The organism is Limnochorda sp. LNt, from assembly GCF_035593265.1.
In the GTDB taxonomy this organism is placed as follows: domain Bacteria; phylum Bacillota; class Limnochordia; order Limnochordales; family Geochordaceae; genus Geochorda; species Geochorda subterranea.
In genome coordinates, this window is sequence record NZ_CP141614.1 from 1972751 (window position 1) to 1996991 (window position 24241).

The 24241-nt window shown below is 71.0% G+C and carries 24 protein-coding genes, 1 tRNA gene and 2 pseudogenes; 11 read left to right on the forward strand and 16 right to left on the reverse strand.

Translation table 11 applies throughout. From position 1 onward, the window contains the following. Window positions 1-45 precede the first annotated feature (45 nt). From VLY81_RS09420 to VLY81_RS09430, 3 genes are all read right to left on the reverse strand, one after another. Window positions 46-933: an ABC transporter substrate-binding protein gene (locus VLY81_RS09420; protein ID WP_324670382.1), complete on the reverse strand. Its 888-nt coding sequence runs from the start codon at window positions 931-933 to the stop codon at window positions 46-48. A 16-nt stretch (window positions 934-949) separates the two neighbouring features. Beyond that, window positions 950-1024 (reverse strand) — tRNA-Lys (locus tag VLY81_RS09425). Between the two features lie 9 nt (window positions 1025-1033). Next, window positions 1034-1297 carry a hypothetical protein gene (locus VLY81_RS09430; protein WP_324667910.1) on the reverse strand — a complete coding sequence of 88 codons (264 nt, stop codon included), beginning with the start codon at window positions 1295-1297 and terminating at the stop codon, window positions 1034-1036. A gap of 94 nt (window positions 1298-1391) precedes the next feature. On the opposite strand from VLY81_RS09430, the gene VLY81_RS09435 reads away from it, so the two are divergent. From VLY81_RS09435 to VLY81_RS09475, 9 genes are all read left to right on the forward strand, one after another. Continuing rightward, a complete protein-coding gene (locus tag VLY81_RS09435; RefSeq protein ID WP_324667911.1) occupies window positions 1392-1790 on the forward strand; it encodes a cupredoxin domain-containing protein in 399 nt (132 codons plus the stop codon). Between the two features lie 95 nt (window positions 1791-1885). Beyond that, entirely contained in the window at window positions 1886-2248 is a 363-nt protein-coding gene (locus VLY81_RS09440; protein WP_324667912.1) for a VOC family protein, read from the forward strand. Window positions 2249-2293: 45 nt separating this feature from the next. Beyond that, window positions 2294-3025, forward strand: coding sequence for a response regulator transcription factor (locus VLY81_RS09445; RefSeq protein ID WP_324667913.1), 732 nt, complete (start codon window positions 2294-2296; stop codon window positions 3023-3025). 135 nt (window positions 3026-3160) lie between these two features. Continuing rightward, a complete protein-coding gene (locus VLY81_RS09450) occupies window positions 3161-4144 on the forward strand; it encodes a LacI family DNA-binding transcriptional regulator (RefSeq protein WP_324667914.1) in 984 nt (327 codons plus the stop codon). 2 nt (window positions 4145-4146) lie between these two features. Further along, window positions 4147-5124, forward strand: a complete 978-nt coding sequence (locus tag VLY81_RS09455; RefSeq protein ID WP_324670384.1) for a carbohydrate ABC transporter permease — start codon at window positions 4147-4149, stop codon at window positions 5122-5124. Window positions 5125-5127: 3 nt separating this feature from the next. Then, entirely contained in the window at window positions 5128-6015 is an 888-nt protein-coding gene (locus tag VLY81_RS09460) for a carbohydrate ABC transporter permease (RefSeq protein ID WP_324667915.1), read from the forward strand. Window positions 6016-6161: 146 nt separating this feature from the next. Next, window positions 6162-7451 (forward strand): extracellular solute-binding protein, encoded by a 1290-nt coding sequence (locus tag VLY81_RS09465; protein ID WP_324667916.1) that lies wholly within the window; start codon window positions 6162-6164, stop codon window positions 7449-7451. 360 nt (window positions 7452-7811) lie between these two features. Then, window positions 7812-8639 carry an SDR family oxidoreductase gene (locus VLY81_RS09470; RefSeq protein ID WP_324667917.1) on the forward strand — a complete coding sequence of 276 codons (828 nt, stop codon included), beginning with the start codon at window positions 7812-7814 and terminating at the stop codon, window positions 8637-8639. A 130-nt stretch (window positions 8640-8769) separates the two neighbouring features. Then, window positions 8770-9102 carry a DMT family transporter gene (locus VLY81_RS09475; RefSeq protein ID WP_324667918.1) on the forward strand — a complete coding sequence of 111 codons (333 nt, stop codon included), beginning with the start codon at window positions 8770-8772 and terminating at the stop codon, window positions 9100-9102. A gap of 57 nt (window positions 9103-9159) precedes the next feature. Here VLY81_RS09475 and VLY81_RS09480 read toward each other — a convergent pair whose 3' ends face one another. The 5 genes from VLY81_RS09480 to VLY81_RS09500 form a co-directional block, all read right to left on the reverse strand. Further along, window positions 9160-10035, reverse strand: coding sequence for a carbohydrate ABC transporter permease (locus VLY81_RS09480; RefSeq protein WP_324670385.1), 876 nt, complete (start codon window positions 10033-10035; stop codon window positions 9160-9162). Window positions 10036-10058: 23 nt separating this feature from the next. Next, on the reverse strand, window positions 10059-11054 hold the full coding sequence (locus VLY81_RS09485) for a carbohydrate ABC transporter permease (protein ID WP_324667919.1): 996 nt from the start codon (window positions 11052-11054) through the stop codon (window positions 10059-10061). 118 nt (window positions 11055-11172) lie between these two features. Beyond that, a complete protein-coding gene (locus tag VLY81_RS09490; RefSeq protein WP_324667920.1) occupies window positions 11173-12450 on the reverse strand; it encodes an ABC transporter substrate-binding protein in 1278 nt (425 codons plus the stop codon). Then, window positions 12432-13376, reverse strand: coding sequence for an ROK family protein (locus VLY81_RS09495; RefSeq protein ID WP_324667921.1), 945 nt, complete (start codon window positions 13374-13376; stop codon window positions 12432-12434). Before VLY81_RS09495 ends, VLY81_RS09490 begins: the two co-directional genes overlap by 19 nt. Continuing rightward, window positions 13373-14326: an SIS domain-containing protein gene (locus VLY81_RS09500; RefSeq protein WP_324667922.1), complete on the reverse strand. Its 954-nt coding sequence runs from the start codon at window positions 14324-14326 to the stop codon at window positions 13373-13375. Before VLY81_RS09500 ends, VLY81_RS09495 begins: the two co-directional genes overlap by 4 nt. 123 nt (window positions 14327-14449) lie before the next feature. On the opposite strand from VLY81_RS09500, the gene VLY81_RS09505 reads away from it, so the two are divergent. Continuing rightward, entirely contained in the window at window positions 14450-15205 is a 756-nt protein-coding gene (locus VLY81_RS09505) for a DeoR/GlpR family DNA-binding transcription regulator (RefSeq protein WP_324667923.1), read from the forward strand. A gap of 71 nt (window positions 15206-15276) precedes the next feature. Then, window positions 15277-16167 (forward strand): annotated as a pseudogene (locus VLY81_RS09510) (tagatose 1,6-diphosphate aldolase); the annotation flags it as partial. Here the strand turns inward: VLY81_RS09510 and VLY81_RS09515 are convergent. The 8 genes and pseudogenes from VLY81_RS09515 to VLY81_RS09550 all read right to left on the reverse strand — a co-directional run bounded on the left by VLY81_RS09515 (window position 16076) and on the right by VLY81_RS09550 (window position 24224). Next, window positions 16076-17608: a GntP family permease gene (locus VLY81_RS09515; RefSeq protein WP_405001241.1), complete on the reverse strand. Its 1533-nt coding sequence runs from the start codon at window positions 17606-17608 to the stop codon at window positions 16076-16078. The pseudogene VLY81_RS09510 and the gene VLY81_RS09515 sit on opposite strands and share 92 nt — an antisense overlap. Window positions 17609-17647: 39 nt before the next feature. Further along, entirely contained in the window at window positions 17648-18238 is a 591-nt protein-coding gene (locus tag VLY81_RS09520; RefSeq protein WP_324670386.1) for a nucleotide-binding domain containing protein, read from the reverse strand. Between the two features lie 96 nt (window positions 18239-18334). Then, window positions 18335-19096: pseudogene (locus VLY81_RS09525) on the reverse strand (four-carbon acid sugar kinase family protein); the annotation flags it as partial. Then, window positions 19062-20111, reverse strand: a complete 1050-nt coding sequence (gene pdxA / locus VLY81_RS09530; RefSeq protein WP_324667925.1) for a 4-hydroxythreonine-4-phosphate dehydrogenase PdxA — start codon at window positions 20109-20111, stop codon at window positions 19062-19064. The pseudogene VLY81_RS09525 and the gene pdxA, both read right to left, overlap by 35 nt. A gap of 35 nt (window positions 20112-20146) precedes the next feature. Then, a complete protein-coding gene (locus VLY81_RS09535; protein WP_324667926.1) occupies window positions 20147-20956 on the reverse strand; it encodes a DeoR/GlpR family DNA-binding transcription regulator in 810 nt (269 codons plus the stop codon). A 225-nt stretch (window positions 20957-21181) separates the two neighbouring features. Beyond that, window positions 21182-21973, reverse strand: coding sequence for an ABC transporter permease (locus VLY81_RS09540; RefSeq protein ID WP_324667927.1), 792 nt, complete (start codon window positions 21971-21973; stop codon window positions 21182-21184). Then, window positions 21951-22997, reverse strand: a complete 1047-nt coding sequence (locus tag VLY81_RS09545; RefSeq protein WP_324667928.1) for an ABC transporter ATP-binding protein — start codon at window positions 22995-22997, stop codon at window positions 21951-21953. The genes VLY81_RS09540 and VLY81_RS09545 overlap by 23 nt, the downstream gene beginning before the upstream one ends. Before the next feature lie 177 nt (window positions 22998-23174). Beyond that, a complete protein-coding gene (locus VLY81_RS09550) occupies window positions 23175-24224 on the reverse strand; it encodes a sensor histidine kinase (protein WP_324667929.1) in 1050 nt (349 codons plus the stop codon). Window positions 24225-24241: the final 17 nt, after the last annotated feature.

Consider the following 24241-nt stretch of genomic DNA (forward strand, 5'->3'; position numbering starts at 1 on the left):
GGTCCCTCCTCAGAGTCGGGCAACGGTACGGCGCCTGGCGAGGATCTAGCGGAAGATGCGAGCGAACTCCTCCGCCCACTGCTCCAGCTCCAGATCGGACATGGTGCGAAGCGGCAACACCCGCGCCTGATCGATGCCGTCGATGGGCGGGTAGACACCCTCGTGAAGCACGTACTCGCCCACGTCTCGAGCCAGGATCTCCTGGGCCGAGCGACTCAGCCAGTAATCGATGAAGAGCCTGGCGGCGTTGGGATGGGGTGCCCTGGCGGCCAGAGCGATCCCCCGTGGGGTCCCGAACATGGGCTCCTTGACCCTCGCCCAGTCGAGCGGTGCCGGGGCCAGCGTGACGATGTACTTGGGCATGGAGATCCCGATGAGAGCCTCACCGGAGGCGATGGGCCCGGGGGTCGGCCCGAAGGAGGCGACGAACATCGGCTCGTTGGCGGCCAGGCCCCGTATGAACTGCCACCAGGCCTCCTCCGACCCGAATACGTTGTGCTCCTTGAGGCCGACCAGCCACTGGACGGTCGTCGCGTGCGCGCTCGGATCGGGCATGACGATGCGGCGCCGCCACTTGGGATCGGTCAGGTCCATGTAGCTGGTGGGCACGTCCCCCGGCGCCACCAGTTGCTTGTTGTAGATGAGAGCGACGTACTCGATGCCGAAGACCTGGATGACTCCGTCTGGGTCGCGGCTCCACTCGGGGTACGCCTCAGCGGCCGGTGACCGGTAGGGCGCCAGCACGCCCGCGTCCTTGAGGATCTCGAGCAGCGGTACGGGCGCTTGCAGCACGGAGCCCTGGGATCGGCCAGTCTGGTGCTCGGTCAGCACCGTGGGAGCGAAGCCGGCGGTGGACATCCGCGTATAAAGAGCCTTGACGCCGTACTCCCGCTGGAAGGCCTCCAGGATCGGCTCGATGGACGGCCACCGCAGGAGCCTGGAACCTGACTGGTGCCGCCGGTGGGAGTCGAACCCACAACCATCGGATTAAAAGTCCGCTGCGCTGCCGTTGCGCCACGGCGGCCCGTCGGCATTATACGAACGGTCGGGCCCCCCGATCAACCGGCGCTCCTGTGCTCCCCCCGCCGGCGCTCCTGTGCTCCCCCGCGCCGTGAGCCGCCAGGGTGGCGAGGATGCTCCGGGTGTGCTCCCGCTCGTGCTCGATGGTGCGCCGCAGCGCCTTGCGACCGGTCCAGCGTTCCGTCGTGATGTCGCAGTACCAGGAGGGCTGGACCACCCGGTTGAGGCGCTCCAGCGGCGTCGTGCGGAAATACCAGGTCTCTGCCAGGCGAGGCAACGGCCGCCAACCGGCCTTCCGCCCACGGATCCGCGCGCCCCCGCGGCTCGTATCACCCAGCGAGAGCAAGCCGCGAGGAGGTGCGGTCTGCGAGATGAAAGGCTGGCGACGGCGACAGGCGCGCAGGCGGGCAGCGTCGGCCCTGGCGGTGGGGCTCCTGCTGGTCATGGCGACCGTGGCCCTGGCCGCTCAGCAGGAGCAGGTGCTGCGGGTCGACCTGCAGGAGTGGCAGCTGGGCTTCCGCACGGTGGAGGTCCAGGGCGGGCGGCTCCGGGTGGAGGTGGTCAACGGCGGCCGCTTGCACCACGCCTTCGAGATCCGGGGGCCGGTGGGCGGCGCGGGCTTCACCGTGGCCACCGAGACGCTGCAACCGGGGCAGCGAGCCGTGCTGGTGCTGGAGCTGCCGGCGGGGGAGTACGAGGTCTTCTGCCCCGTGCCGGGCCACGCGCAGGCCGGGATGACGGGGCGCCTGGTGGTGAGGGCGGGCGGCTGAGCGGCACGGCGGCCTGGCGGCCTGCCCCCCTTGCCACCCTCGGGGCGGGGGCTTATGGTAGAAGTAACCGTTTCCACTTGAGGAGGGCGGCAGCCATGCGCCGGCTGCACGGTCTGGTCTTCGTGACCGACATGACACGCTCGGTAGCCTTCTACCGCACGCTGTTCCAGCGGGAGCCCACGTATCAGTCCGAGCACTGGACCGAGTTCGAGGTGGGCGGGGCCCGCCTGGGCCTGCACACGTGGGATGGCCAGGGGTCCCCCGCGGGAGCCGGTACCGTGCGTCTTTTCTTCGAGGTGGAGGACATCGAGGCGGAGAAGGCGCGCCTGGAGCAGGCCGGTGTCCGCCTTCGCGGCCAGATCGTGGACCTCGAGGGCGCCGGCCGCGACCTCCTCTTCGAGGACCCCGACGGCCACGTGCTCGAGCTCTGGCAACCGCCCGAGAAGGTCTCGCGCTAGACCCGCCCCCGGGGCTACAATGCCTTCGGGCAGGGGGCACCAACCGTGGCCGACGACGGGCCCGAGGCCGCTGGACGGCTGCTGGTGGCCGACGACGAGCCTGAGGTCGTCGAGCTGGTGCGCATCTTCTTCGAGCAGCAGGGCTGGCAGGTCGACGGAGCGTCCGACGGGACGTCGGCGCTGGAGGCCGCTCGGCGCCGTCCCTACGACGCCATCCTGCTGGACGTGGCCATGCCGGGGCTCGACGGCCGCACGGCGTGCCGGATGCTGCGGGACGAGGGCGTCGACGTCCCCATCCTGATGCTGACGGCTCGCGACAGCGACGCCGACAAGCTGCGGGGCTTCGGGGCCGGTGCGGACGACTACGTGACCAAGCCCTTCAGCCCCGTCGAGCTGGTGGCGCGGGTCGGAGCCCACGTGCGCCGCTACCGCCGCTTCCGGCGCCAGGACCGTGGCCCCCTCCGCTTCCCCGGGCTGGTCATCGACCCGGCCTCCCGCCAGGTGTGGAGAGACGGCCGGGAGCTGGCGCTGACTCCCAAGGAGTTCGACCTGCTGCTCTTCCTCGCCCGGCACCCCCATCAGGTCTTCACCCGCGAGCAGCTCTTCGAGGCCGTCTGGGGCGAGCGCTACCTGGACGTCGATGCCAATACGGTGACGGTGCACATCCGCCGGCTGCGCCTGCGACTGGGCGACGACCCGGCCCGGGGCGGTCTCATCCGCACCGTCTGGGGCGTCGGCTACCGGTTCGAGCCGCCGCGCGACGCCCGCGACGCCTGAGACGACGGCCTCGCCAGGCCCTCCCGCTCCTCCCGCCGTCCGCCGCGGCTTTCGTCCGCGATCTTTTGCAGGCAACAGAGCAGGAAACGTCCCGTAACCTGTCGAAACCCGTTTCCCACGACAGGAGACGGTTTCATGCCAGGCGTGCGCGACATAGCCAGGATTGCAGGCGTCAGCCCGGCAACTGTTTCACGGGTCCTCAACGGCAACCCGCGGGTCAGCCCCGAGCTCCGCCGCCAGGTGGAGCGGGCGGCCGCCCAGCTCGGCTATCGGACGTCCCGGCTGCGGCGCCCGCCCTCCCGCTCCCGGGTGGTGGCCTTGCTGGTGCCGCACGTCAGCTCGCCCTTCTACGCCGCGGTCATCGGCGGGGTCGAGGGCGAGGCCTTCGCCAACGGCTACGATCTGATGCTCTACACCACCGAGGGGCGCTCTCACCAAGACGTCGTCGAGCGGGTGCTGATGGCCGACCACGCCTGCGGGCTGGTGGTGATCACGCCCCGGCACGGCGAGGACGTGGCCCTGGCCGATCGCAGCCCGCGCCTGCCCGTCGTGGTGGTGGACCATCGCAACACCGGCAGCCGCCATCCCCACGTGGGCGTCGACAACCTGCGCGGCGCCTACAACGCCGTGCGCTACCTGCTCTCGCGCGGCTACGAGCGCGTCGCCATGATCACCGGCCCCACCAACATCCAGTCCGCGGTCGACCGCATCCGGGGCTACCGCCTGGCACTGGAGGAGGCCGGCATCGCCTTCGACCCCGAGCTGGTCTGGCAGGGCGACTTCAACCAGCCCTCGGGCTACGATGCGGTGGCGCGCTGGCTCGACGCCGGCAAGGAGCCACCCCGGGCCATCTTCTGCTCCAACGACCTGATGGCGCTGGGGGCCATGACGGCCCTGCACGAACGGGGCATCGCCGTGCCCGAGCGGGTGGCGGTGATGGGCTACGATGACCTCTACTTCGCCGCGACGTCCGTGCCGCCGCTGACCACGGTGCGCCAGCCCATCGCCGAGATGGGGGCCATCGCCTTCCGCATGGTGACGCGCCTGGCGCGGGGCGAGCGGCTCGACACCGAGCGGGTGCTGCTGGAGACCGAGCTCGTGGTGAGGGGGTCGGCGTGACCATGCGGGCCAACGCGGCGCTCGCGCAGGCCGTCCGTGCCCGGCCGTCGGGCGCCCTGGGGAGCCTGTGGCGGCGCATCCGGGCCAACCGGATCGCCTACGCGCTCATCCTGCCGGCCGTCCTGGGGATGATCTTCGTCCACTACCTGCCCATGCTCTGGGGCCTGCTGGTCAGCCTCAAGGAGGTCAACATGTACACGGTGGCCGACTGGATGCACGCCCCGTGGCTCGGCCTCCAAAACTACGCGACCGGATTCGACCCCGCCACCCGGGTCGGCGCCCGCTTCTGGCGCTCCTTGCTCAACGTCACCTTCTTCGGGGCGGTCACCATCACTGCCGGTTACGTCATCGGCATGGCCGTCGCCCTGCTGCTCAACCGGCCCTTCCCAGGGCAGAGCCTGGTGAGGGGCCTGGTGCTGCTGCCCTACATCACGCCCGACTCGGTCGCCTACAGCGTCTGGCGCTTCATCTTCCAGGCTCGCATCGGGCTGGTCAACAAGTGGCTGCTGGCCCTGGGTCTCGTCGAGGAGCCGCCCATCTGGCTGGTGGGGTGGCGCTCCATCTACGCCGTCATGGTGGCCGCCATCTGGAAGGGGTGGCCTTTCGCGTCGCTGGTGCTGCTGGCCGGGCTGCAGAGCATCCCCGCCGAGATCCACGAGGCCGCCATGATCGACGGGGCCAGCCCGTGGCAACGCTTCTGGCGCGTCACGCTGCCTTTGCTGGCGCCGGTCAGCCGCACGCTCATCCTGATGTCCATCCTGTGGAACTACAACGCCTTCAACCAGTTCTTCATCATGCTGGGCCGGGACCCGGGCGAGGCGGCGGACGTGCCGTCGACCCTCATCCTGCGGGAGACCTTCACCAGCTTCAACTTCGGCGTGGGGTCGGCCATGTCGGTGGCCCTCATGATCATCATGCTGGTCTTCACGGTGCTCTACCTGAGGGCCCTGCGCTCCCCCGCCCCGCTCAAGGAGATGTGAGCGATGCGAGCCACCTCCGCCCGCCGCCTCCGCCGACTGCTGGGGCAGGTGCTGTTCTGGGCCGCCATCGCGGCGGTGCTGGCCTTCGTGCTCATCCCCTACGGGTGGATGGTGTCGGGCTCCTTCAAGTCGACGCTGGAGCTGCAGTCGGCCGACGTGACCCGGCCCGGGCTCGAGCCCTCCTGGATCCCCCGCCAGCCCACCCTCGACAACTACCGCAACGTCAACCGCACCGTGCGCATCTTCGACTACTTCCGCAACAGCCTCATCATCAGCGGGGGCACCATGGTGCTGGCGACGAGCCTGGCCTTCTTCGCGGGCTACGCGCTGAGCCGCTTCGCCTTCCCGGGGCGCCAGCCCTACGTGGTCTCGGTGCTGGCCACCCAGATGCTGCCCGGCATCCTCTTCCTCATCCCCTACTTCATCCTCTTCACCTGGATGGACCGCCACCTGGGCGTGCGGCTGCGCGATACCTACCCGGGCCTCATCTTCACCTACACCTCCTTCGCATTGCCCTTCTCCATCGTCATGCTGCGCAGCTTCCTCGACACCATCCCCACCGAGCTCGACGAGCAGGCCCAGATCGACGGGGCGGGCCGGCTGCGCACCCTCTTCTCGGTCATCCTGCCGCTGGCCACCCCGGCGCTGGCCGCCGTCGCCATCTACTCGTTCATCATGGGGTGGAACGAGGTGCTCTTCGCCTCGGTGCTGACGGGGCGCCGCACCAAGACCATCGCCATCGGGCTGCTGGAGTACATCACCGCGCAGGAGGCCCGCTGGACCGGCATGATGGCCGCCTGCATCGTCACCACGCTGCCGGTCGTCGTGCTGTTTACCCTCATGCAGCGCTACATCGTCTCCGGCCTCGTGGCAGGCGCCACGAAGGGTTAGCGGGAGCCGGCACCCGGCCAGCCACGCGGGACGCTGGCGGAGCCGGCGCGTCGGGAGAGGGGGTCGAGCACGGGTTCGATGTCGGGGCGGGATCGAGGGTTCGTGGTATCGGGAGCGATTTCGTAACGGGCAAAGGAGGCGCCGAGATGATGGCGAAGTCCCATCGGAGTCCAACCGCCGCCGCCATCCTGACCACGCTGGCGGTGGTGGCGATCCTGATAGCGGTGACGGTGCCCGGGCAGGCCCGCACCGAGATCACCTTCTGGGTGATGCCCAACGCGCCCGACGAGATCCACATTCCCTGGCTCGAGCGCAAGGCACAGGAGTTCGAGCGGGAGACGGGCGTGCGCGTCAACTTCGAGATCGTCGGGTGGGACGTGGCCTGGACCCGCATCTCCACCGCCCTGATCACGGGCGAGGGCGTCGACGTCTTCCAGGCCGGCACCACGTGGAACCCGCAGTTCGCCGCGACCGGCGGCGTCAGCGAGATCGACATCGGCGCCTTCGGCGGCGCATCGGCCTTCATGGCGGCCAATCTGGCCTCCACCACCTACAAGGGCCGCTACTACGGGGTGCCCTGGTTCGCCGAGACCCGGGCCCTCTTCTACAACCGGGAGATGTTCGCGGCAGCCGGCGTACAGCCCCCCGGTACCTACGACGAGCTGTTGCAGGTGGGCCAGCGCATCACCGCCCGCTACGGGCCGGGGCGGGCCATCGCGCTGGCCGGCACCAACGCCTGGGACCTGATCCATAACTGGGCCATCATCCTGTGGGCCTACGGCGGCGATCTCGTCGACGTCCAGGCGCGGCGCGCCACCTTCAACGGGCCCGAGGGCGTGGCGGCCATGGAGTACTACGTGGAGCTGCTGCGCCGGGGGTTGTGCTCGCCGGCCTGCGCCGAGTACAACCAGCCGCAGGCGGACGCCGCGTTCATCAGCGGCAACGTGGCCATGGCCTTCATGGGCCCGTGGAACATCGCCGGCATCGAGGTCGAGAACCCCACGTTGCCCTACGACGTGGCCGAGCCCCCGGCCGGCCCCGTCAAGCGCGCGGCCTTCTCGGGCGGTAGCAACCTGGTCATCCTCCGCAACAGCCCCAACCAGGAGGCGGCGCGCCGGTGGGTGCAGTTCCTGCTGCGCACCGACAACCTGGTGGAGTACACCCGCGACCTGACCCACATGCTGCCGGCCAAGCTGGAGGCCTTCGACGACCCGTACTACAACAGCGGCGTCTGGCAGGTCTTCAAGAAGACGCTGGGCTACGCCACGGCCTATCCGCCGCTGGGGGTCTGGGGCGACATCGAAAACGCCATCGTGGGTGAGTTCCGCAACGTGCTGACGGCCTACGTCGAAGGCCGCCTGGATCGGGTGGGCGTCAAGTCGTTCCTGGATGCGGCCGCACGACAGGTGGACGCTGCTTTGGCACGCGAGCGCTGACCTCGGGCGGCTACGTCGACGAGCCCGGGGTCGACCGTCCACGCGAGCGACCGCACCGGGTGACGAGGCCGGGGCCCGGTCGACGACCGGGCCCCTTTCGGATCTCCTGACGCCACCGGCCGGGCACGACCCCCACCTCCCCACCGTCCGTCACCGCAGCCATGCGGCCCGACATCGGACGGGCCGGGAGGGCCGCTTTCGCGTCTTGGCACCCTTGCTAGCGTTTGCAAAACGTGGCAGCTGTGTTAGCCTCGGGATGAGCTCCGCCTCCGGACGGGATCGGCATCCCACCAGTCACCCGTAGGGCTCCCGGCACCGCAGCCAGGGAGGCGGCACCGACTGGAGAGAGGAGGGCGTCCATTGACGCGTACCCCATCGGCCGCACCAGCGCCACAGCCCCCGCACGGCGGCCCGACCCACGTCTCATCCCTCTTCGACCTGACCGGGCGGGTCGCGCTGATCACCGGCGGCTCCCGGGGGCTGGGCCTCGCCATCGCCCGGGCCCTGGGTCAGGCCGGGGCCCGGCTCTGCGTGGCGGCCCGGCGGCGGGAGTGGCTGGACCCGGCCCTCGAGCAGCTCGCCGGCGGGGGCAACGAGGCGACGGCGGTCGCCTGCGACGTGACCGACCCCGATGCCGTGGCAGCCCTGGTGCGGCACTGCCGCGACTGGGCCGGCCGCCTCGACATCGCCGTCTGCGCGGCGGGCGTGGCGTGGGGGGCGCCATCGGAGGCCATGCCAGTGGATCGCTTCCGCTGGGTGCTGGACGTCAACGTGACGGGCACCTACCTGGTAGCCCGCGAGGCCGCCGCCGTCATGCGGGCGACGGGCTACGGTAAGATCGTGGCGGTCAGCTCGGTGGTGGCCCGCGTCGGCCAGCCGCCCGAGGTGCTCGACGCCGTCGGCTACACCGCCAGCAAGGGCGCCCTCGAAGCCCTGGTGCGGGACCTGGCCGTCAAGTGGGCCCCCTGGGGCATCCGGGTCAACGCCCTGGCCCCCGGCTTCGTGCCGACCCGGCTCTCGGGCGCCGTCATCGCCCGAGCCCGCGAGCGCCTCGAGGCCATGACCCCTCTCGGGCGCGTCGGTCGGGAGGAGGACGTCCAGGGCGCGGCGCTCTTCCTGGCTTCGCCGGCATCCGACTACGTCACCGGGCAGGTGCTGGTGGTGGACGGGGGCCTGACGGCGTGGTGATGCACGCCTCCATCTGCTAGGATCCCCAGGGCAGCCCACCCCACGTCGGGCGCGGCCCGACCCGGCCGCCACGCCAGGCTGACGGGGTTGCGGTCGCATCCTGGTGAGGAGATGGAGGGGTCCCGTCTCGATGAGCAACGGCACGGCATGGGCGTACCTGGTGGTCGCAGGACTGCTGGAAGTGGCCTGGGCCACCAGCATGAAGCACTCCGAGGGCTTTCGCCACCTGTGGCCGTCGGTGGCCACCATCGTCCTGATGATGCTCAGCTTTGCCCTGCTGAGCTTGGCGATGAGGACGCTCCCGCTCGGCACCGCCTATGCCGTCTGGACCGGCATCGGCGCCGTGGGCTCCGTGCTGGTCGGCATGCTGCTGATGGGCGAGTCACGGGAACCCTTGCGCCTGGCCTCGATTGCGCTGATCCTCCTGGGGATCACCGGGCTACGGCTCTTGGATGGGCGGTGAGGCCGGTACCTGAGGAGTGTGCCCAACACAGCTCCCCCCCGGCCCCCGTCCTCACCATCACCCCTTGATGGCCGCGGCCGTCAGCCCCTGCACGATGTAGCGCTGCACCGCGACGAACAGCGCCACCGGGATGGCCGCGGCCACCGTCGAGGCGGCCATCAGCTCCGGCCACCGCACCGAGCTTCTCGAGAAGAACTGGTACAGCCCCTGGGTGATGGGCATCAGGTCAGGGCTCTGGATGAGCACCAGGCTCAAGACGAACTGCTGGCTCCACCCCGTGATGAAGGCGTAGATCCCCACGGCCACCACCGCAGGGGCCACCAGCGGGAGCACCACCCGCACCAGCGCTCCCGGTCGCGAGCAGCCGTCCACCAGCGCGGCCTCGTCGATCTCCCGGGGCACCGTGCGGAAGTAGGTCGAGAGCAACAAGGTCGACAGCGGCAGCGTGAAGATGGACCCGGCCACGACCATGGCCAGGTGCGTGTCGAGCAGCCCCAGCCGCCGCATGATGGAGTAGAGCGGCACCACCAGCATGATGGGCGCGAACATGTTGGCGTAGGTCAGCCCGAAGACGATGGCCGCCTCGCCGGGCACCCGAAAGCGCGACAGCCCGTAGGCGGCGGGCAGGGCGATGAGCAGCGACAGCAGGCTGACGCCGAGCCCGTAGACGAAGCTGTTGAGCAGGTGCACGGGCAGTCGGGGCACGATCTGCAGCATCGCGACGAAGTTGGACAGCGTCGGCTCCCGGGCGTAGAGGGTCGGCGGCGAGTACCAGATCTCCGGCTCCGCCTTGAGCGCCGTCACCGCCATCTGGTAGATGGGCAGTAGCAAGAAGAGGGAGAAGCTCCACGTCAGGGCGTGCGTCACGACGCCCTGCCAGCGGATGCGCCGCCGGCGCCTCGCGGCCCCGGGTTGCAGCGACCTTCGCACCATCGCCACGGCCCCGCCCCCCTTGTCTAGCCCGCCTGCTGCTGGCTGCGCCTCAGCATCCGCAGGTAGAGCCACGCGATGATCGAGACCAGCAGCACCTGCATCACCGTCATCGCTGCGGCCCTGCCGATGCCGCCGATGCGCAGCTGCCGGAAGCCGACGTTGTAGACGGCGATGGGCAGCGTCTCGGTCGCCCCCAGCGGGCCGCCCCGCGTCATCACCCAGATGGGGTCGTACGAGTTGAAGGTCCAGACCGTGGAGAGAAGCGCTGTGGTCAGGATGACCGGCAGCACCAGGGGGAGCGTCACCCGCACCCACCGCTGCCACGGCGACGCTCCGTCCACCAGGGCGGCGTCCAGCACCTCCGGCGGCACCGACCGGAGCCCGGCCAGGATCATGACCACCATGAAGGGCAGACCGATCCAGGCGTCCGCCACCGCGGTGGAGACGAAGGCCGAGACCGGGGTCCCGAGGAAGGCGACCGGCTGCTCGACGAGCCCGGCCAGGCGCAGGATGCCGTTGACGAAGCCGAACTGCGTGTTGTAGCTCCAGGCCCAGATCATGGCCGCAATGGCCCACGGCAGGCCCCAGGGGAGGATGGTCACGGCCTGGTAGAGCCGGCCCAGCCGTGTCGGCTGCGAGAGCAGCACAGCCCCGGCCAGCCCCAGGCTCACCTTGAGCGACAGGCTGAGCGCCACCCAGCCCAGGCTCCGCAACAGACTGGTGGTGAAGTAGACCCCCCGCGAGCCGGGCATCTCGAACTCGAACGCCCACCGGTAGTTGTCGAGCCCGACCCACCGGCTCGCCATGCTGAGCAGGTTGACGTCGTGCAGCGAGAGGTAGACGACGTACCCGAGCGGGTACAAGAGGAGGACGCCCAGGTAGAGCAGCAGGGGCAGCACGTACGGCACGCCGTACCACTCCCGGCGGCGTGCCAGGCGCACCGCGGCGCGCAGGTGAGCCAGCCACGGCAGGGCCCGCTCGGGCGGATCGGCCCGGGGCCTCGAGTACGTCGGCGCCATCGACGGTGATGTCACCTCTCCGCGGCGAGCCTCGTGGCACGCGGGGCGGCGGGAGCGAACCGGGAGCCCCCGCCGCCCCACCGATCTGCTCCCGAGGCCGCCGGCTCGCGGCCCCGGGCTACTGCCGGAAGCCCTGCAGGATGTTGATGATCTGGGCCGCCTCCCGCAGCGCGGCCTCGGGCGTGGCCTCCTTGAACAGCACCTTCTGCATGGCCGTCAGGATGGCCTCCTGCGTGGCCTCCCAGTCCTTGATGTAGACGGCCTCCGGCACGCCGTAGCGGATGCCCTCGAGGAACGGCCGCCAGTACCACTGCTGGAAGGTGGGCAACGACGCCTCCTGTGGCATGGGCGGCACGAAGCCCAGCAGCTCGTCCCACTTGCTCTGATTGTCGAAGCTGGTCATGAACAGGGCGAACTCCACCGCCAGATCCCGGTTGCGGGCCTGGGTCGGGATGGCGATGGAGTCCGTCACGAGCACGGTGGCGTAGGGCTGGACGCCCCGCGGGCCCTTGGGGATCATGCTGATGCCCACGTCGATGCCCGAGCCGATGGCCTCGATGGCGCTGAAGACGTGGTCGGTGTACATGCCGATGGTCTGCGACTTGAAGAGCCGGATGAGATCCTCACGCCGCCACTCCACCGGCGACGGCTGGGCATACTGCCCGAGCCCGTTGATGTAGAAGTCGAGGGCCTCGACGGCCTCGGGCTGGTCGATGGTGGCGCGCCCCTGCTCGTCGGTGATGCGGCCGTTGTTGGCGTACAGCCAGTTTTGAAACTCCGTCACCGTCGAGACGAAGCGGTTGCCGGGCAGGCCGAACCCGTAGAGGGTGGGCGGGTGATGCAGCTTGCGCGCGGCATCCAGCACCTCGTCCCAGTCGGTGGGCGGCTGCACGCCGTACCGCTCGAAGAGGCCGCGGTTGTAAAGCAGCGCCTTGGTCGACATGGCGCGCACGATGCCCCAGATCTTGCCCTCGTAGCGCACGGTGTCCCAGACGGTGGGGTAGTAGAGGTCGTACTTCTCCTGCGTGATGTACTCGTCGAGGGGGATGATGGCGCCCATGTCGGCCAGCGCCGGGATCCAGCGCGAGCCGATGTAGATGATGTCGGGGGCGTTGCCAGCCGCGATGGAGGTGATGATGCGATCCCACAGGGCGTCCCAGCCGACGAACTCCATGTCCACCCGTACGTCCGGACGCTGCCGCATGAACTCCGTCGCCAGCGCCTGCTGGTCCTCCTCGGTGTAGCCGCCGCCGATGGGCAGCAACACCCGCAACGTCGCCGGCGCGGCCGACGCCGCCACGGCGGCTCCGAGCAGGCAGGCCACGATGACCAACGCGGCGATACGGGCTCTCCTCACGGCGATCCCCCCATCCCGGGTCACGCGTCTTGCTCGCATCCAGCGCGACGCAATGCCAGCACGGCGGCTCCCGTCAGCCCCGACCAAGGGCCCAGGCGTGCCCGCACGACCCTCGCGTCGCGGGCGACCCAGGCGGGAGCCAGCCGCTGCAGCGCGTTGCAGGCGGCCTCCACCGGATAGGCCGGGTGGGTGCCGAGCCCCCCGCCCACCACGATCCGCTGGGGGTCCAAGACGGCGACGACGGTGGCCAGGAAGAGGGCGAGGTAGCGCACGACGGACCGGTACAGCTCGTCGAGGCCGGGCGCTCCCTCCCGCCCCGCCAGCAGGGCCTCGCTGGCGCGCCAGCGACGACCGGTGGCGGCGTGTGCGGCCGCCTCGATGGCATAGCCCGAGAGCAGGGCCTCGACGTGCCCTGTCTGGCCGCAGCGGCAGGCCGCGCCACCAGCCGAGGCGTCCAGCACCATGTGGCCCAGCTCGCCGGCCGCGAAGCCGCTCCCCAAGCAGGGCCTCCCCCCGACGAAGACCGCGCCTCCCACCCCCGTCCCGATGCTCACGTACACGACGTCGTCCACATCCATGGCGGCACCGGCGCGAAGCTCGCCGTAGGCCCCCGCTCGCACGTCGTTGTCGACGGCGACGGGCCAGCCCAGGCTGGCCTCCAACGGGCCGGCAACCGGTCCCCCGCGCCAACCGCGGAGGTTGCCGGCTTGCACCGAGACGCCCCGCACCGGATCCAAGACGCCCGGAAAACCCACCCCGACCGCTCGCACCTCGGCCGGCGCGAGGGCGTGGAGCTCCACAACCGCTCTCACCGCGTCGCAGACCGCGTCGAGCACCGCGCCGGCTCTCTCGGGTGTCGGACGCACGACCACCTCGCCCCGGCGCTCCAGGCCCTCGAAGAGCGCGGCCCGCACGTTGGAGCCGCCCACGTCCACGCCGATGACCCGGCAGGAGGCCCGGCTCACAGCACCACCGACCTCACGAGGTGGCGCGGCCGATCGGGGTCCAGGCCTCGACGCAGGCTCATCGCCAGCGCCAGGCGCTGCAGCCTCACGAGCTCCACGAGCGGATCGCGCGCACCCACCACCACCCGGGCGCCCGTCTGCTCCACGTCCGCGGCGAGACGCTGCACCGCCTCGTCCGGCGGGTCCAGGACGAAGACCAGCGTCTCGGCGTCGGCGCAGCTGATGGGGCCGTGGCGGTACTCCAGGGGCACGTAGCGCTCGGTCCAGAGCAGGGCCATCTCCTGGGCCTTGAGAGCGGCCTCGCAGGCGAGGCCGTAGCGCCAGCCGGACCCCAGCACCACCAGGTGGGCGAAGGGCTCGTCCGGCTCGACGGGCCGGGCCAGGGTCTGCTCCAGCTCCGTCGCCAGCGACTCGAGCGGCGCCCCGCCCGACAGCTCGTGCGCCACCGCTCGCAGCAGCAGGAAGGCCCCCGTGGCCGAGCCCGTCTGCACCACGCTCTCCTCGCGGATGAAGGCCAGCACCACCGATGCGTCGCACATCTGCGCCAGCAGGCTGTCGGGCTCGCACGTCACGGAGAGCGTGGGCACCCCCGCCGCCCGGGCGGCCCGGGCGGCCTCCAGCACCTCGGTGGTGGTGCCACTGCGGCTGATGAAGAGGGCACCCTCGCCGGGATGGGGCCGGTAGACGGAGGCCGGGACAGCCCGGGCCGGGATGGCCAGGCGCTCCTCGAGGTAGGCCGCAGCGGCGAGGCCCACGTAGTAGGAGGAGCCGGCACCGACGATGGCCACGGGGCGCTCCAGCAGGGGCCGCATCGCCGCCGCCCTCGCCCGGGCCAGCGCGAGCACCTCTCGCCACTGCCGGGGCTGGGCCAGGATCTCGACGGCGGTCTTGTGCATGGCAGGCTGTGCGCCCCTCCCCCGACTGGATCCGCTGACGACCACCGACGTCATGCTACCCCACCTTCGCTCACGAGTCAACACGGACATGCGCTGATATGATCGATTTTCGCTAGCTGACCGCATGATCTTGCTCGCCACGCGCATCCGTGATACAGTGCCGGGCGTGAACCCCTCATGCTGAAGGCCGAGCGGCACGATCGCATCCTGAGCGAGCTGGCGCGGCGGGGCGCCGTGGGCGTCGAGGAGATGGCGACGGTGCTGGGCGTCTCGACGGCCACGGTGCGGCGCGACCTGGCTGAGCTCGAGCAGGAGGGGCTCCTGCGGCGCACCCACGGCGGCGCGACGCTCCTGGAGGACCACGACGAGCTCCCCTACCGCTACAAGGTGACGGCCCTGCTCCCCGAGAAGCGCCGCATCGGGGCTGCGGCAGCGGCCATGATCAGGGACGGGCAGGTGGTCGCCTGCACGGGGGGCACCACCGTCACCCAGGTGATCAAGGCGCTGCGCAACCGGCGCATCACCGTCGTCACCAACGCCGTCAACGTGGCGGCGGAGCTGGCCTCGGCCTCGGGCCCCGAGGTGATCGTGTCGGGCGGGCGGCTGAGGCCCCAGTCCTACGAGATGGTGGGCCACGTGGCGGAGCGGACCATCCGGGAGTTCGTGGCCGACGTGGTCGTCATCGGGGTCGATGGCCTCTCGCTGGAGTACGGGCTGACCACGTTCAGCCACGAGGAGGCGCAGGTCAACCGCGCCTTCATCGAACAGGGGCGCGAGACGTGGGTCGTCGCGGACCATACCAAGTTGGGGCGGGTGACACCGGCGGTCATCGCGCCCATCGACCGGATCCGGTACCTGATCACCGACGCGGCGGCATCGCCCGACTTCCTGCGGGCGGTCGAGGCCCGGGGCGTGCGCACGGTCACGGCCTGAGCGCACGCGCACGGCCGGAGAGGAGGCGCCCATCCATGTCGGCACAGAGACGGCGGCTCAGCGTGGGCAAGATGCGGGGGCTGCGCCAGATCTCGAGCCCCGACGGGCTCGTGCTGTTGGCGGCCATGGACCATCGGGGCAACCTGCGGCGAGCCCTCGCCCCCGAGGCTCCCGACTCGGTCGGCGACGAGGAGATGGCCGCCATCAAGGTGGATCTGGCACGGGCCCTGGCTTCCGCCGAGGCCGGGGGCACGGGCGTGACGGGGGTGCTCGTCGACGTCGAGTACGGCTACCGTCCCCTGGTCTACACGGGCGTCCTGCCGGGCCACGTGGGCGCGCTGGTCTCCATCGAGAAGACGGGCTACGTGCGACGACCCGACGGCCGGGTGACCGAGCTGCTGCCGGGGCTAGACCCCGGCAAGCTGCGGCGGATGGGCGCCTCGGGCGTCAAGCTCCTGGTCTACTACCACCCCAGGGCCACCACGGCTCCCCAGCAGCGCGAGCTGGTCCAGCGGGTGGCCGAGGCGTGTCGGCAGCACGACGTGCTCTTCGTCGTCGAGGCCCTCTCCTACCCTCTCGACCCCGGCCAGGAGAAGACCAGCCCCGCCTTTCTCGCCGAGAAGCCCGACCTCGTCGCGCAGACAGCGGCGGACTTGACGGGCGACGGGGTCGACCTCTTCAAGGCGGAGTTTCCCGGCGCGGTGCCCGAGGATGGCCGGATCGGCGACGCCGAGCGCCAGCGGCTGCTGGAGGCCTGCGGGGCCCTCGATGCGGCCAGCCGTGCGCCGTGGGTGCTGCTGTCGGAGGGCGTCAGCTTCGAGGCTTTCTGCACCGAGGTCGAGATCGCCGGCCAGGCAGGGGCCAGCGGGTTCATGGTAGGCCGGGCGGTCTGGAAGGACTGCGTCGTGCGCGACGGCGAGTTGCGCCGGCGGCTGCTGGCGGAGCGGGCGACGCCCCGCATGCGCCACTTGAGCGAGATGGCCCGGCGCCACTGCCGGCCGTGGACCGAGCGCATCGACACGACGCCGCCGGCGGTCGAGCCCGAGTGGTACGTGGGCTACTGACCAAACCCAGGGGGCAGGCCGGATGCCTGCCCCCTCGCTCTGCCAGCGCCTCGTGCCGACCCCTGCCGCTCACAGGATGGCCGCGGCGATCAGCAGCGCCACGAGGGAGACGCCCGCCGAGAGTCGCAGCCTGAGCGGCCAGCACCGGTGGCACATCCAGGTTGAGGACGATGGGGGCGGTGATGGATGCCGACGTGATCATGGCGACGGTCCCGCTCCCCTGTGCGAGTCGGACCAGCGTTGCTACCAGGAACGGCAGCAGGATGGCCGGGATCCCGCTCGCCGCGATGGCACCGGCCAGGTAGTTGCCGACGCCGCTGTCTCGCAGGACCTGCCCCAGTGCACCGCCAGCTCCCGTGACGAGGATGATGATGCCGGCTGCGCTGACACCCTGCTCCATGTGCCGCCGGACGTCGGCTCGCGACGCCGAGGGGAGTAGTGTCCACAGCGCGATCAACAGTCCCACGGCCACTGCAATGACGGGATTGCCGAGGAAGATGAACGCTCGGGCCCACGGCCCGGTGAGCTTGAGCGCCGAGAGCACCGTGTTGAGCAGGATGAGGACCACCGGCACGACAATGGGCGCGAAGGCCACGACGGTACTCGGCCCCTCTGGCGTGTCGTCGACGGCCTCCCCTGCTGCGGCTGCTTGTGCGACTGCATCGGCGGAGCCGCGGACCCAACCCAGGCCGGTGGCGTCCGGGACCTGATAGAGCCGGCGCCCCCACCAGCGCGCGTACCAAACCCCCGCCACGACGACGGGCGCGGCGAAGATCAGCCCGGCCATGATCATCGCACCGATGTCGACCCCGAAGATGCCGGCCACGGCCAGCGGGCCCGGGGTCGGAGGCACCGCGTGATGCGTGGCCACGAGCCCGATGGCCAGCGAGACCCCAATGGTGATGACGGAGCGTGCAGTCCGCCGGGACAGCGCCTTCGCGAGCGGCGAGAGGATGACGAAGCCCGAGTCGCAGAAGATGGGGATGGAGACCACGTACCCAGTGGCGGCCATGGCGGCGTCTTCTCGCCCCTTGCCGAACCACCGCAAGAATGTCTGGGCCATGCGGTTGGCGGCGCCCGAGACCTCCAGCAGTCGTCCCATCATCACCCCGAAGCCGATGACGATGCCGATGCTCCCCAGGGTGTTGCCGAATCCGGTCGTGATGGACGTGGCCACGCGGGTCGGCTCCATCCCCGCCAGAAGCCCCGTGAGGGCCGAGGCCAGGATCAGGGCCAGAAACGCGTGCACACGAGTCCGGAGAATCAGCAGCACCAGGACCAGTACGCCGATGACCAGTGCGCCGACCAGTTGCCAGCCCGGTATGGAAGCGGTGTCCATCGCGTCAGTCCAACCCCTCTCTCGGGTCCCAGGAACGTCTCATGCCTCTCCCCTAAGCCTTCGCACGCATCGGATGGCCGCGTCCTCACCCCCCACCAGGCCCCCTTTGGTGACCAGACGAAGCCCGCGCGATGGCCCGCCGACCAGCTGCCCCAGCGCGGCGAGCGGGAGCACCTGGTCGAGTAGCTCGATCGCGGTGGCATCCAGGGCCCTCAGGACGGCTGCCGTGACGTCACCGCCGGTCGTGTAGAGCCCGGCGGGAGCAGGACGAGACTCCTCGGCGGCACGTCGGAGCGCCAGTCGCACCGCCAGGCCAAGGCCATCGAGCAAGTCGGCTTGCTGGCGCGCCGTCAGGCCAGGCGCCAGATCGTCGGGCCCGCGGCTCGTGCGGATGCCGACGCACGGTCGGGACCAATGGGCCAGGATGGACGAGGCCAGCCGCTCGATCTCCCAGGCACGGCGGGATTGGGCGCCGCACGCCTGGTCGCGCTGACCCGCCAGGGCACCCACGTCGACGAGTTCCAGGCGGAGTCCCAACGCCTGCTCGAGGGCCTCCAGCTGCCTGGCCGTCAGCTCGGTGGTGCTGCCCGCCACCACGATGACCGGACCCGGTGCGGTCCGCTGTAACACACCGGTGGGGTCCGCTGCTGCGCCTTCGACGGCGACTCGCTCCGGCGAGGCACCCTCACCCCACCCCCACAGCTCCAGTGCCTGTGCGGTCAAGGGGCCGGGGTCCGCGCATACCGCAGGGACGCCGAGACTTCTCGAAGCGCCCACCACGGCACGAGCTACGGCTCGCACGTCCTCATCGGAGACGGCGTCGACGACCACGAGACGCCGGCCCGCCCGGACCTCATCCACCAGCGCCTGCTGGACGGCCTCGGCTCCTCGAAGCGTCACGGACAGCTCCACGTGGCCCACGGGCCACGGCTATTGGGCCCGCAGCAGGGTCGGCACGTGAGACGACCGCACCGGCGACAGGGGATCGCGCCCCGCCCCCGTCCGTGTCACGGGGACGCCGTCGACCAGCAGATACCCACCGACCACGATGCGACCCGAGGCGGGATAGGCAGGCGTCACCACGGCGAACGCGCCCGCCCCGAGCCACTCCACGGCCGCCTGAACCTCGGCGCCCACGTTGCCCCGCAGGGTGCTGTCGATGCGCTTGGAGACGATGGGTGAAAGTTCGACGTGACTCGCGATCGCTTCCAAACCGTCGCGCACCCTGCGGGCGGCTTCCTGGGGTGGCACCGTCCGAGAGGCGATGTCCAGGATGAAGGCGGCCGGCGCACGCTGCACGTCGGCGAGCCAGCGACTCGCCGACTCCAGCACCGGCCCGTCGGCCCTCAGCAACGATAGGGCACGATAGCCGCGCTCAACCAGCAGGACGCCAGTCGCATTGGCCCCGGTAAGGTCGTCAGCGATGACGACGGCTACCGGCGAGGGCCGCGGCTCACCGTCCGGTGCCGGTACGCCACGGGCGAGCATAGAGGGCCGCAACGCGTATCGCCTCCAACATGCTGATCTCCCGAGCCCGGCCCGTGCCGGCGATGTCCAGCGCGGTCCCGTGGTCGACGGATGTCCTCAAGAACGGCAGTCCGAGCGTCAGGCTCACGGTACGGTCGAAGTCGTAGACCTTGGCGGCGATGTGGCCCTGGTCGTGGTAGAGGGAGATGACCGCGTCGTGGCGGCCCTCGATGGCTTGTACGAAGACCGAGTCGGCCGGCACCGGTCCGGCCGCCTGGATGCCCCGGTCCCGGGCTTCCGCCACCGCGGGCGTGACGGCCCGAGCCTCCTCGTCGCCCATGAGGCCTCCGTCGCTGGCGTGGGGGTTGAGCGCCGCGACGGCGAGCCGCGGCTGCGCGATGCCGAGGCGACGGAGGTACCGATCGGCTGCCAGGATGGTCTCGAGCACCCGTTCGCGAGTGACGAGGTCACAGGCCTGTCGCAGGCTGACGTGACGGGTCACGAAGAAGATCCGCAGGGGTCCGGTCATGAACATCGTGTACGAAGACGAACTGCCCGTCAGGTCCGCGAGCATCTCCGTGTGGCCGATGTACGGCACGCCGGCGGCGCGGAGCGCCTCCTTGTGGATGGGAGCTGTGGCGATGCCGTCGAGGTGGCCCGCCAGGGCGTCGCGCACGGCAGCCTGCACGTAGGCGAAGGAGGCCCGTCCCCCCGCCTCCGAGACCTCGCCGATGGGGACATCCGGGGGGAAGGCCGCTGTCACTTCGACCACGGGCACCCCGTCGTGCGCGGCCGAGAGAGCCTCCCGTACGTCGGCCACCACCTCGAGCCGCGGCATCTCCGGCACGACGTGGCGGATTCGCTCCAGAGCCAGCGCCTGACCGTACACGATGACCCGGGACCACCCGTGCACCTCGGAGTGAGCCAGGGCCTTGGCGACGATCTCCGGGCCTATCCCCGCGGGATCTCCAATGGTGACGCCGATGACGGGCCGGGGTGCCACTTGTGCCGTTCCAGTACCCAACTCGCCTCTCACCCTTCTCTGGCGTGGACTCAGACGATGACGCGCCCTCAGCCGATGACCAGCTCGAAACCTTGCTCCTGTGCAGCCCGCTGCAGCGCCTGCAGGGCCGCCGGGTCGGCCGGGGCGTCCGTGATGAGCCGTCGGAAGCGGCTGAGCGGAAGGACGGTCGCCAGAAGCACTCTGCCGTACTTGCTGGAGTCGGCGACGAGCGTCGCCTCCCGGGCGGCCCCGACCATGGCCTGCTTGAGGCGCACCTTCTCGACGGTGCGGGTCGTCACGCCCGCCTCGATGTCGAAGGCGTCGGTCCCGATGAAGGCGTGGTGCGCGTGGATTCCCTCGAGGAAACGGACGGCGTGGTCCCCCATGAGGGCCAGCACCTTGGGCTGTACCAGGCCCCCGACGCAGAAGACACGGTAACGGGGCTCCTCCGCCATGGAGCGTGCGATGTCGAGGTCGCTGGTCACGATGGTCAGGTCACGCAAACGTCGCCGGAGCAGCTCCCGGGCGACGCTGCCGGTCGTGGTGCCCGCGTCGAGGATGACCGTCTGACCCGGCTCCACGAGAGCGGCGGCTGCACGACCGATGCGAAGCTTCGCCTCACGGTTGAGGCCGCGCTTGGCTCGGATGGGCTCGTCCAACACGCTACCGTCGGGCAGCAGCGCGCCACCATGCACCCTCACCACGAGGCCCCGCTCCGACAGAGCGTTGAGGTCCCGCCGGATGGTCATGAGCGACACCCCGAGCTGTCTGGCCAGCTGGGTGGCGCTGGCCTGACCCGACTGGCGGAGTTGCTCCAGGATGCGCCGGTGCCGCTCGGCCGAGAACACCGAGCACCACGCCCCCTTGTCAGGCGTCACGGGCGATGTTCTCTTGGGGCTGTTCGATATGGTGCGGTCATGTTCCTTCTCGTGCGACACCGGGGCGACGAGGCGGCGGTGCTGGGAGCGGCGACGCTGGTGCTGGAGGGCGGGCCCACGACCGCGGGGTCGCGGGTCGAGAGGGACTAGACGGGGCGGGGTGGAGCGGGGGGCAGGCTCGCTCGCCCCTTCCTTCCTCGCCCCCCACGCCCACCTTCATCCTGCTCAGGCGAAGTCGGCTCGCCGCACGTAGATCACCGAGTAGGTGAGGCCCGCCCCCCACACCGCGGCACAGGCCAGCGCCACCGTCCACCCGGCCGGCAGGCCCACCCAGGCGTACTGCGACGCCAGCGTGGACCCGGTGCCCACCGCTGCCGGGTCCAGCGCCTCCAAGGCGAGTTGGGCCGCCACCCACGGCGCCGTGGCCGGCAGCAGGATGCCGTAGCGGGAGTTGAGCCCCATGAACGCCATCACCGTCATCACGACCCCCCAGGCGGCCCCCACCATCTGGTTGCGGGAGCCCAGGGCGAGCGCCACGGGGATGGCGCTGGTGGCGTAGAGGGCCATCGCCCCCACAGCGTGCGCCGCCAGGCTCGCCAGCGCCATGCGCCAGGGCATGGCGTCCGGCCCCACCGCCACGAGCGTCACCAGGGTCGTCGCCCCCCACGAACCCAGGACGATGCCGAGCCCGAGCAGAGCCAGCGCCACCCACTTGGCGCCCAGCCACGCCGGCCGGGGCAGCCCCGAGACCAGCAGGTTGGGCAGCGTGCGGTCCGCGTACTCCCGACCGAAGAGCATGGACCCGATGATGGCCGCGCCCCCCGGCCCCTCCAGCAGCATCACCATCAGCAACGACTGCACCAGCAGCGTCGGCGCCGTCAGCTCGAAGCCCCCGGCCGTCGCCCGGTACCACACCATCACCGTGATGACGGCCGGAAAGAGCGCCCCGATGACGGCGAGCGTCAGGATGCTGTGGCGGCGCAGCTTCGACAGCTCAGCGCCGATGAGCGCCGTCATGGTCGGCCATCCCCCCGGTCGGACTGCCTGTCGGGCTGCCTGTCGGCCCTCCCGTCAGGCGGATGAAGTGCTGCTCCAGCGAATCCTGCCCGTAGGCCAGGCGTCGCACCCCGACGCCCCCGTGCACCAGCGCCTCGCTGATGGCCTCGGGGCGCTCGTGCACGAGTGCCGGCTCCGGGGCGTCGAAGATGCGCACGACCCCGCCCTCGACCACCTGGTAGTCGGTGATGCCGAGGCGGTTTTCGAGTAGCCAGGCGGTGCGTGGCGCGTCGGTCACCTCGAGCTCCAGGTAGCGACGGCTCAACTGGTGCAGGCGGGTCAGCTCGATCTCCTCCACCACCCGGCCCTCGTGGATGATGCCGATGCGGGTGCACAGCCGCTGCACCTCGGCCAGGATGTGGCTCGAGACGAAGAGGGTGACGCCCCGCTCCCGGTTGAGCCGGCGAAGGAGCTCCCGCACGTCCCGGATGGCGTAGGGGTCGAGGCCGTTGGTCGGTTCGTCCAACACCAGGATCTCGGGCTCGTGGAGCAGGGCCCGGGCCAGAGCCAGGCGCTGGCGCTCGCCCTGGGAGAAGCCCCGCACCAGGCGGCGGGCCAGCGGCAGGAGCTCCACCGTGGCCAGCGCACGCTCGATGGGGTCGGGCCTGGCGGTGGGCAGCCCCAGCATGCGGGCGTGAAGGGCGAGGTTCTCGTAGGCGGTCAGGTTGGGGTAGAAACCCGGTTGCTCCAGGACCACGCCCACCCGCCGCAGCCACGAGGGGGGAGCGACGCCCACCCGATGGCCCAGCACCCAGGCCTCGCCCGACGTCGGGTGGACGAGTCCGAGCAGGATGCGGATGGTGGTGGTCTTGCCGGCGCCGTTGCGGCCGAGGAAGCCGTAGATGTCGCCGCGTCGCACCGTCAGGCTGACGTCGTGCAGCACCGGCTGGCGGCCGTAGCGCTTGGTCACGGCCCGGGCCTCGATGACGGGCCGCGACTCGGTGGCGGTGCGCCGAGCGTCGACGGCGGCGGAGCCGTGGTTCAAGGGGCCACGCCCTCCTCTCGTGGGGTCGGGCTCGATGCGGGCGGCCGGCCCGCCGAGGTCGGCCCCGCGCGGTCGGCCTGCGCATCACGCCCGTCGAGGCCATCGTAGCGGGCAGGCGTGATCGGCCCCATGCCAAATGGTGACAAATCTCTTAAACCTAAGACAGGCCCCCGCCCACTAACGGGCCCTCGCCGCACCCAGCGGGCCTCCGGCCTCAAACCGGCTCTCGCCCCACTCAACCAGCCTCTGCCCCTCGTCGTACCCGTGCGGCAGGCGCACCCGAAAGACGGTGCGGCGGGCAGATGGGTCGCTTTCGACCTCGACCTGGCCCCCGTGCGCCTCGGCCAGCATGCGCACGATGGCGAGGCCCAGCCCTGTGCCACGGCTCGAGCGGCCCCGAAAGCCCCGCTCGAAGACCATGGGCAGCTCCTCGGGCGCGATGGGGTCGCCGTCGTTGGCCACCTCCAGGCACCAGGCGAGGAGGGCGGCGCCGCTGCGGGCGTCGGCGCCGCCTCCCGGCTCGGCAGCGTGCAGCCGCACGGCGATCTCGTGGACGGGGCCAGCGTGGTGGAGCGCGTTGTCCAGCAAGTTGGCGACGATGCGGGAGACGGCGGTGGGATCGGCGAGGGCGGGCGCCGGCTGCGGGGGCAGCTCCAGGGCCAAGCGGATGGCCCGCTCCTCCAGCGCCTCTCGAAACGGCTCGCACGCCCGCCGCACCACCTCGCCCAGATCCGTCGGCTCACGTCGCACGACCCCGTCCCCCGCCTCCAGCCGGGTCAGCAGGAGCAGGTCATCCACGAGCCGGCCCAGCTGGGCAGCGCGGGCGGCCACGACGTCGAGGTGGCGGGCGGGGTCGCGGCTGGCGCCCGTGCGCAGGGCCTCGACGTACCCGATGATGGAGGTGAGCGGCGTGCGCAGGTCGTGGGAGAGGTCGGCCAGCAGGCGGCGGTAGGCTTCGTCGCGGCGCAGGCGCTGGATGCCGCTCTCCTCCAGGCGACGGGCCAGGTCGTTGAGGGCCGCAGCGAGGCGGCGGGCCGGGGGCGGGGCGTCGGGTGCATGGAAGGCGCGGACGGCGACCTGGCCCTCCGCCAGGCGCTCCACCACCGCCCGGGCGTCGTCGAGGGCCCGGGCGAGGGCCCGGGCCCGCCAGTGGGCCCACAGCGCCCACACGGCGGCGACGACCGCCACCACAGCCAGCGCGAGGCTCGACTCGACGGAAGCGGGCATCGGTCCCACCATCGATG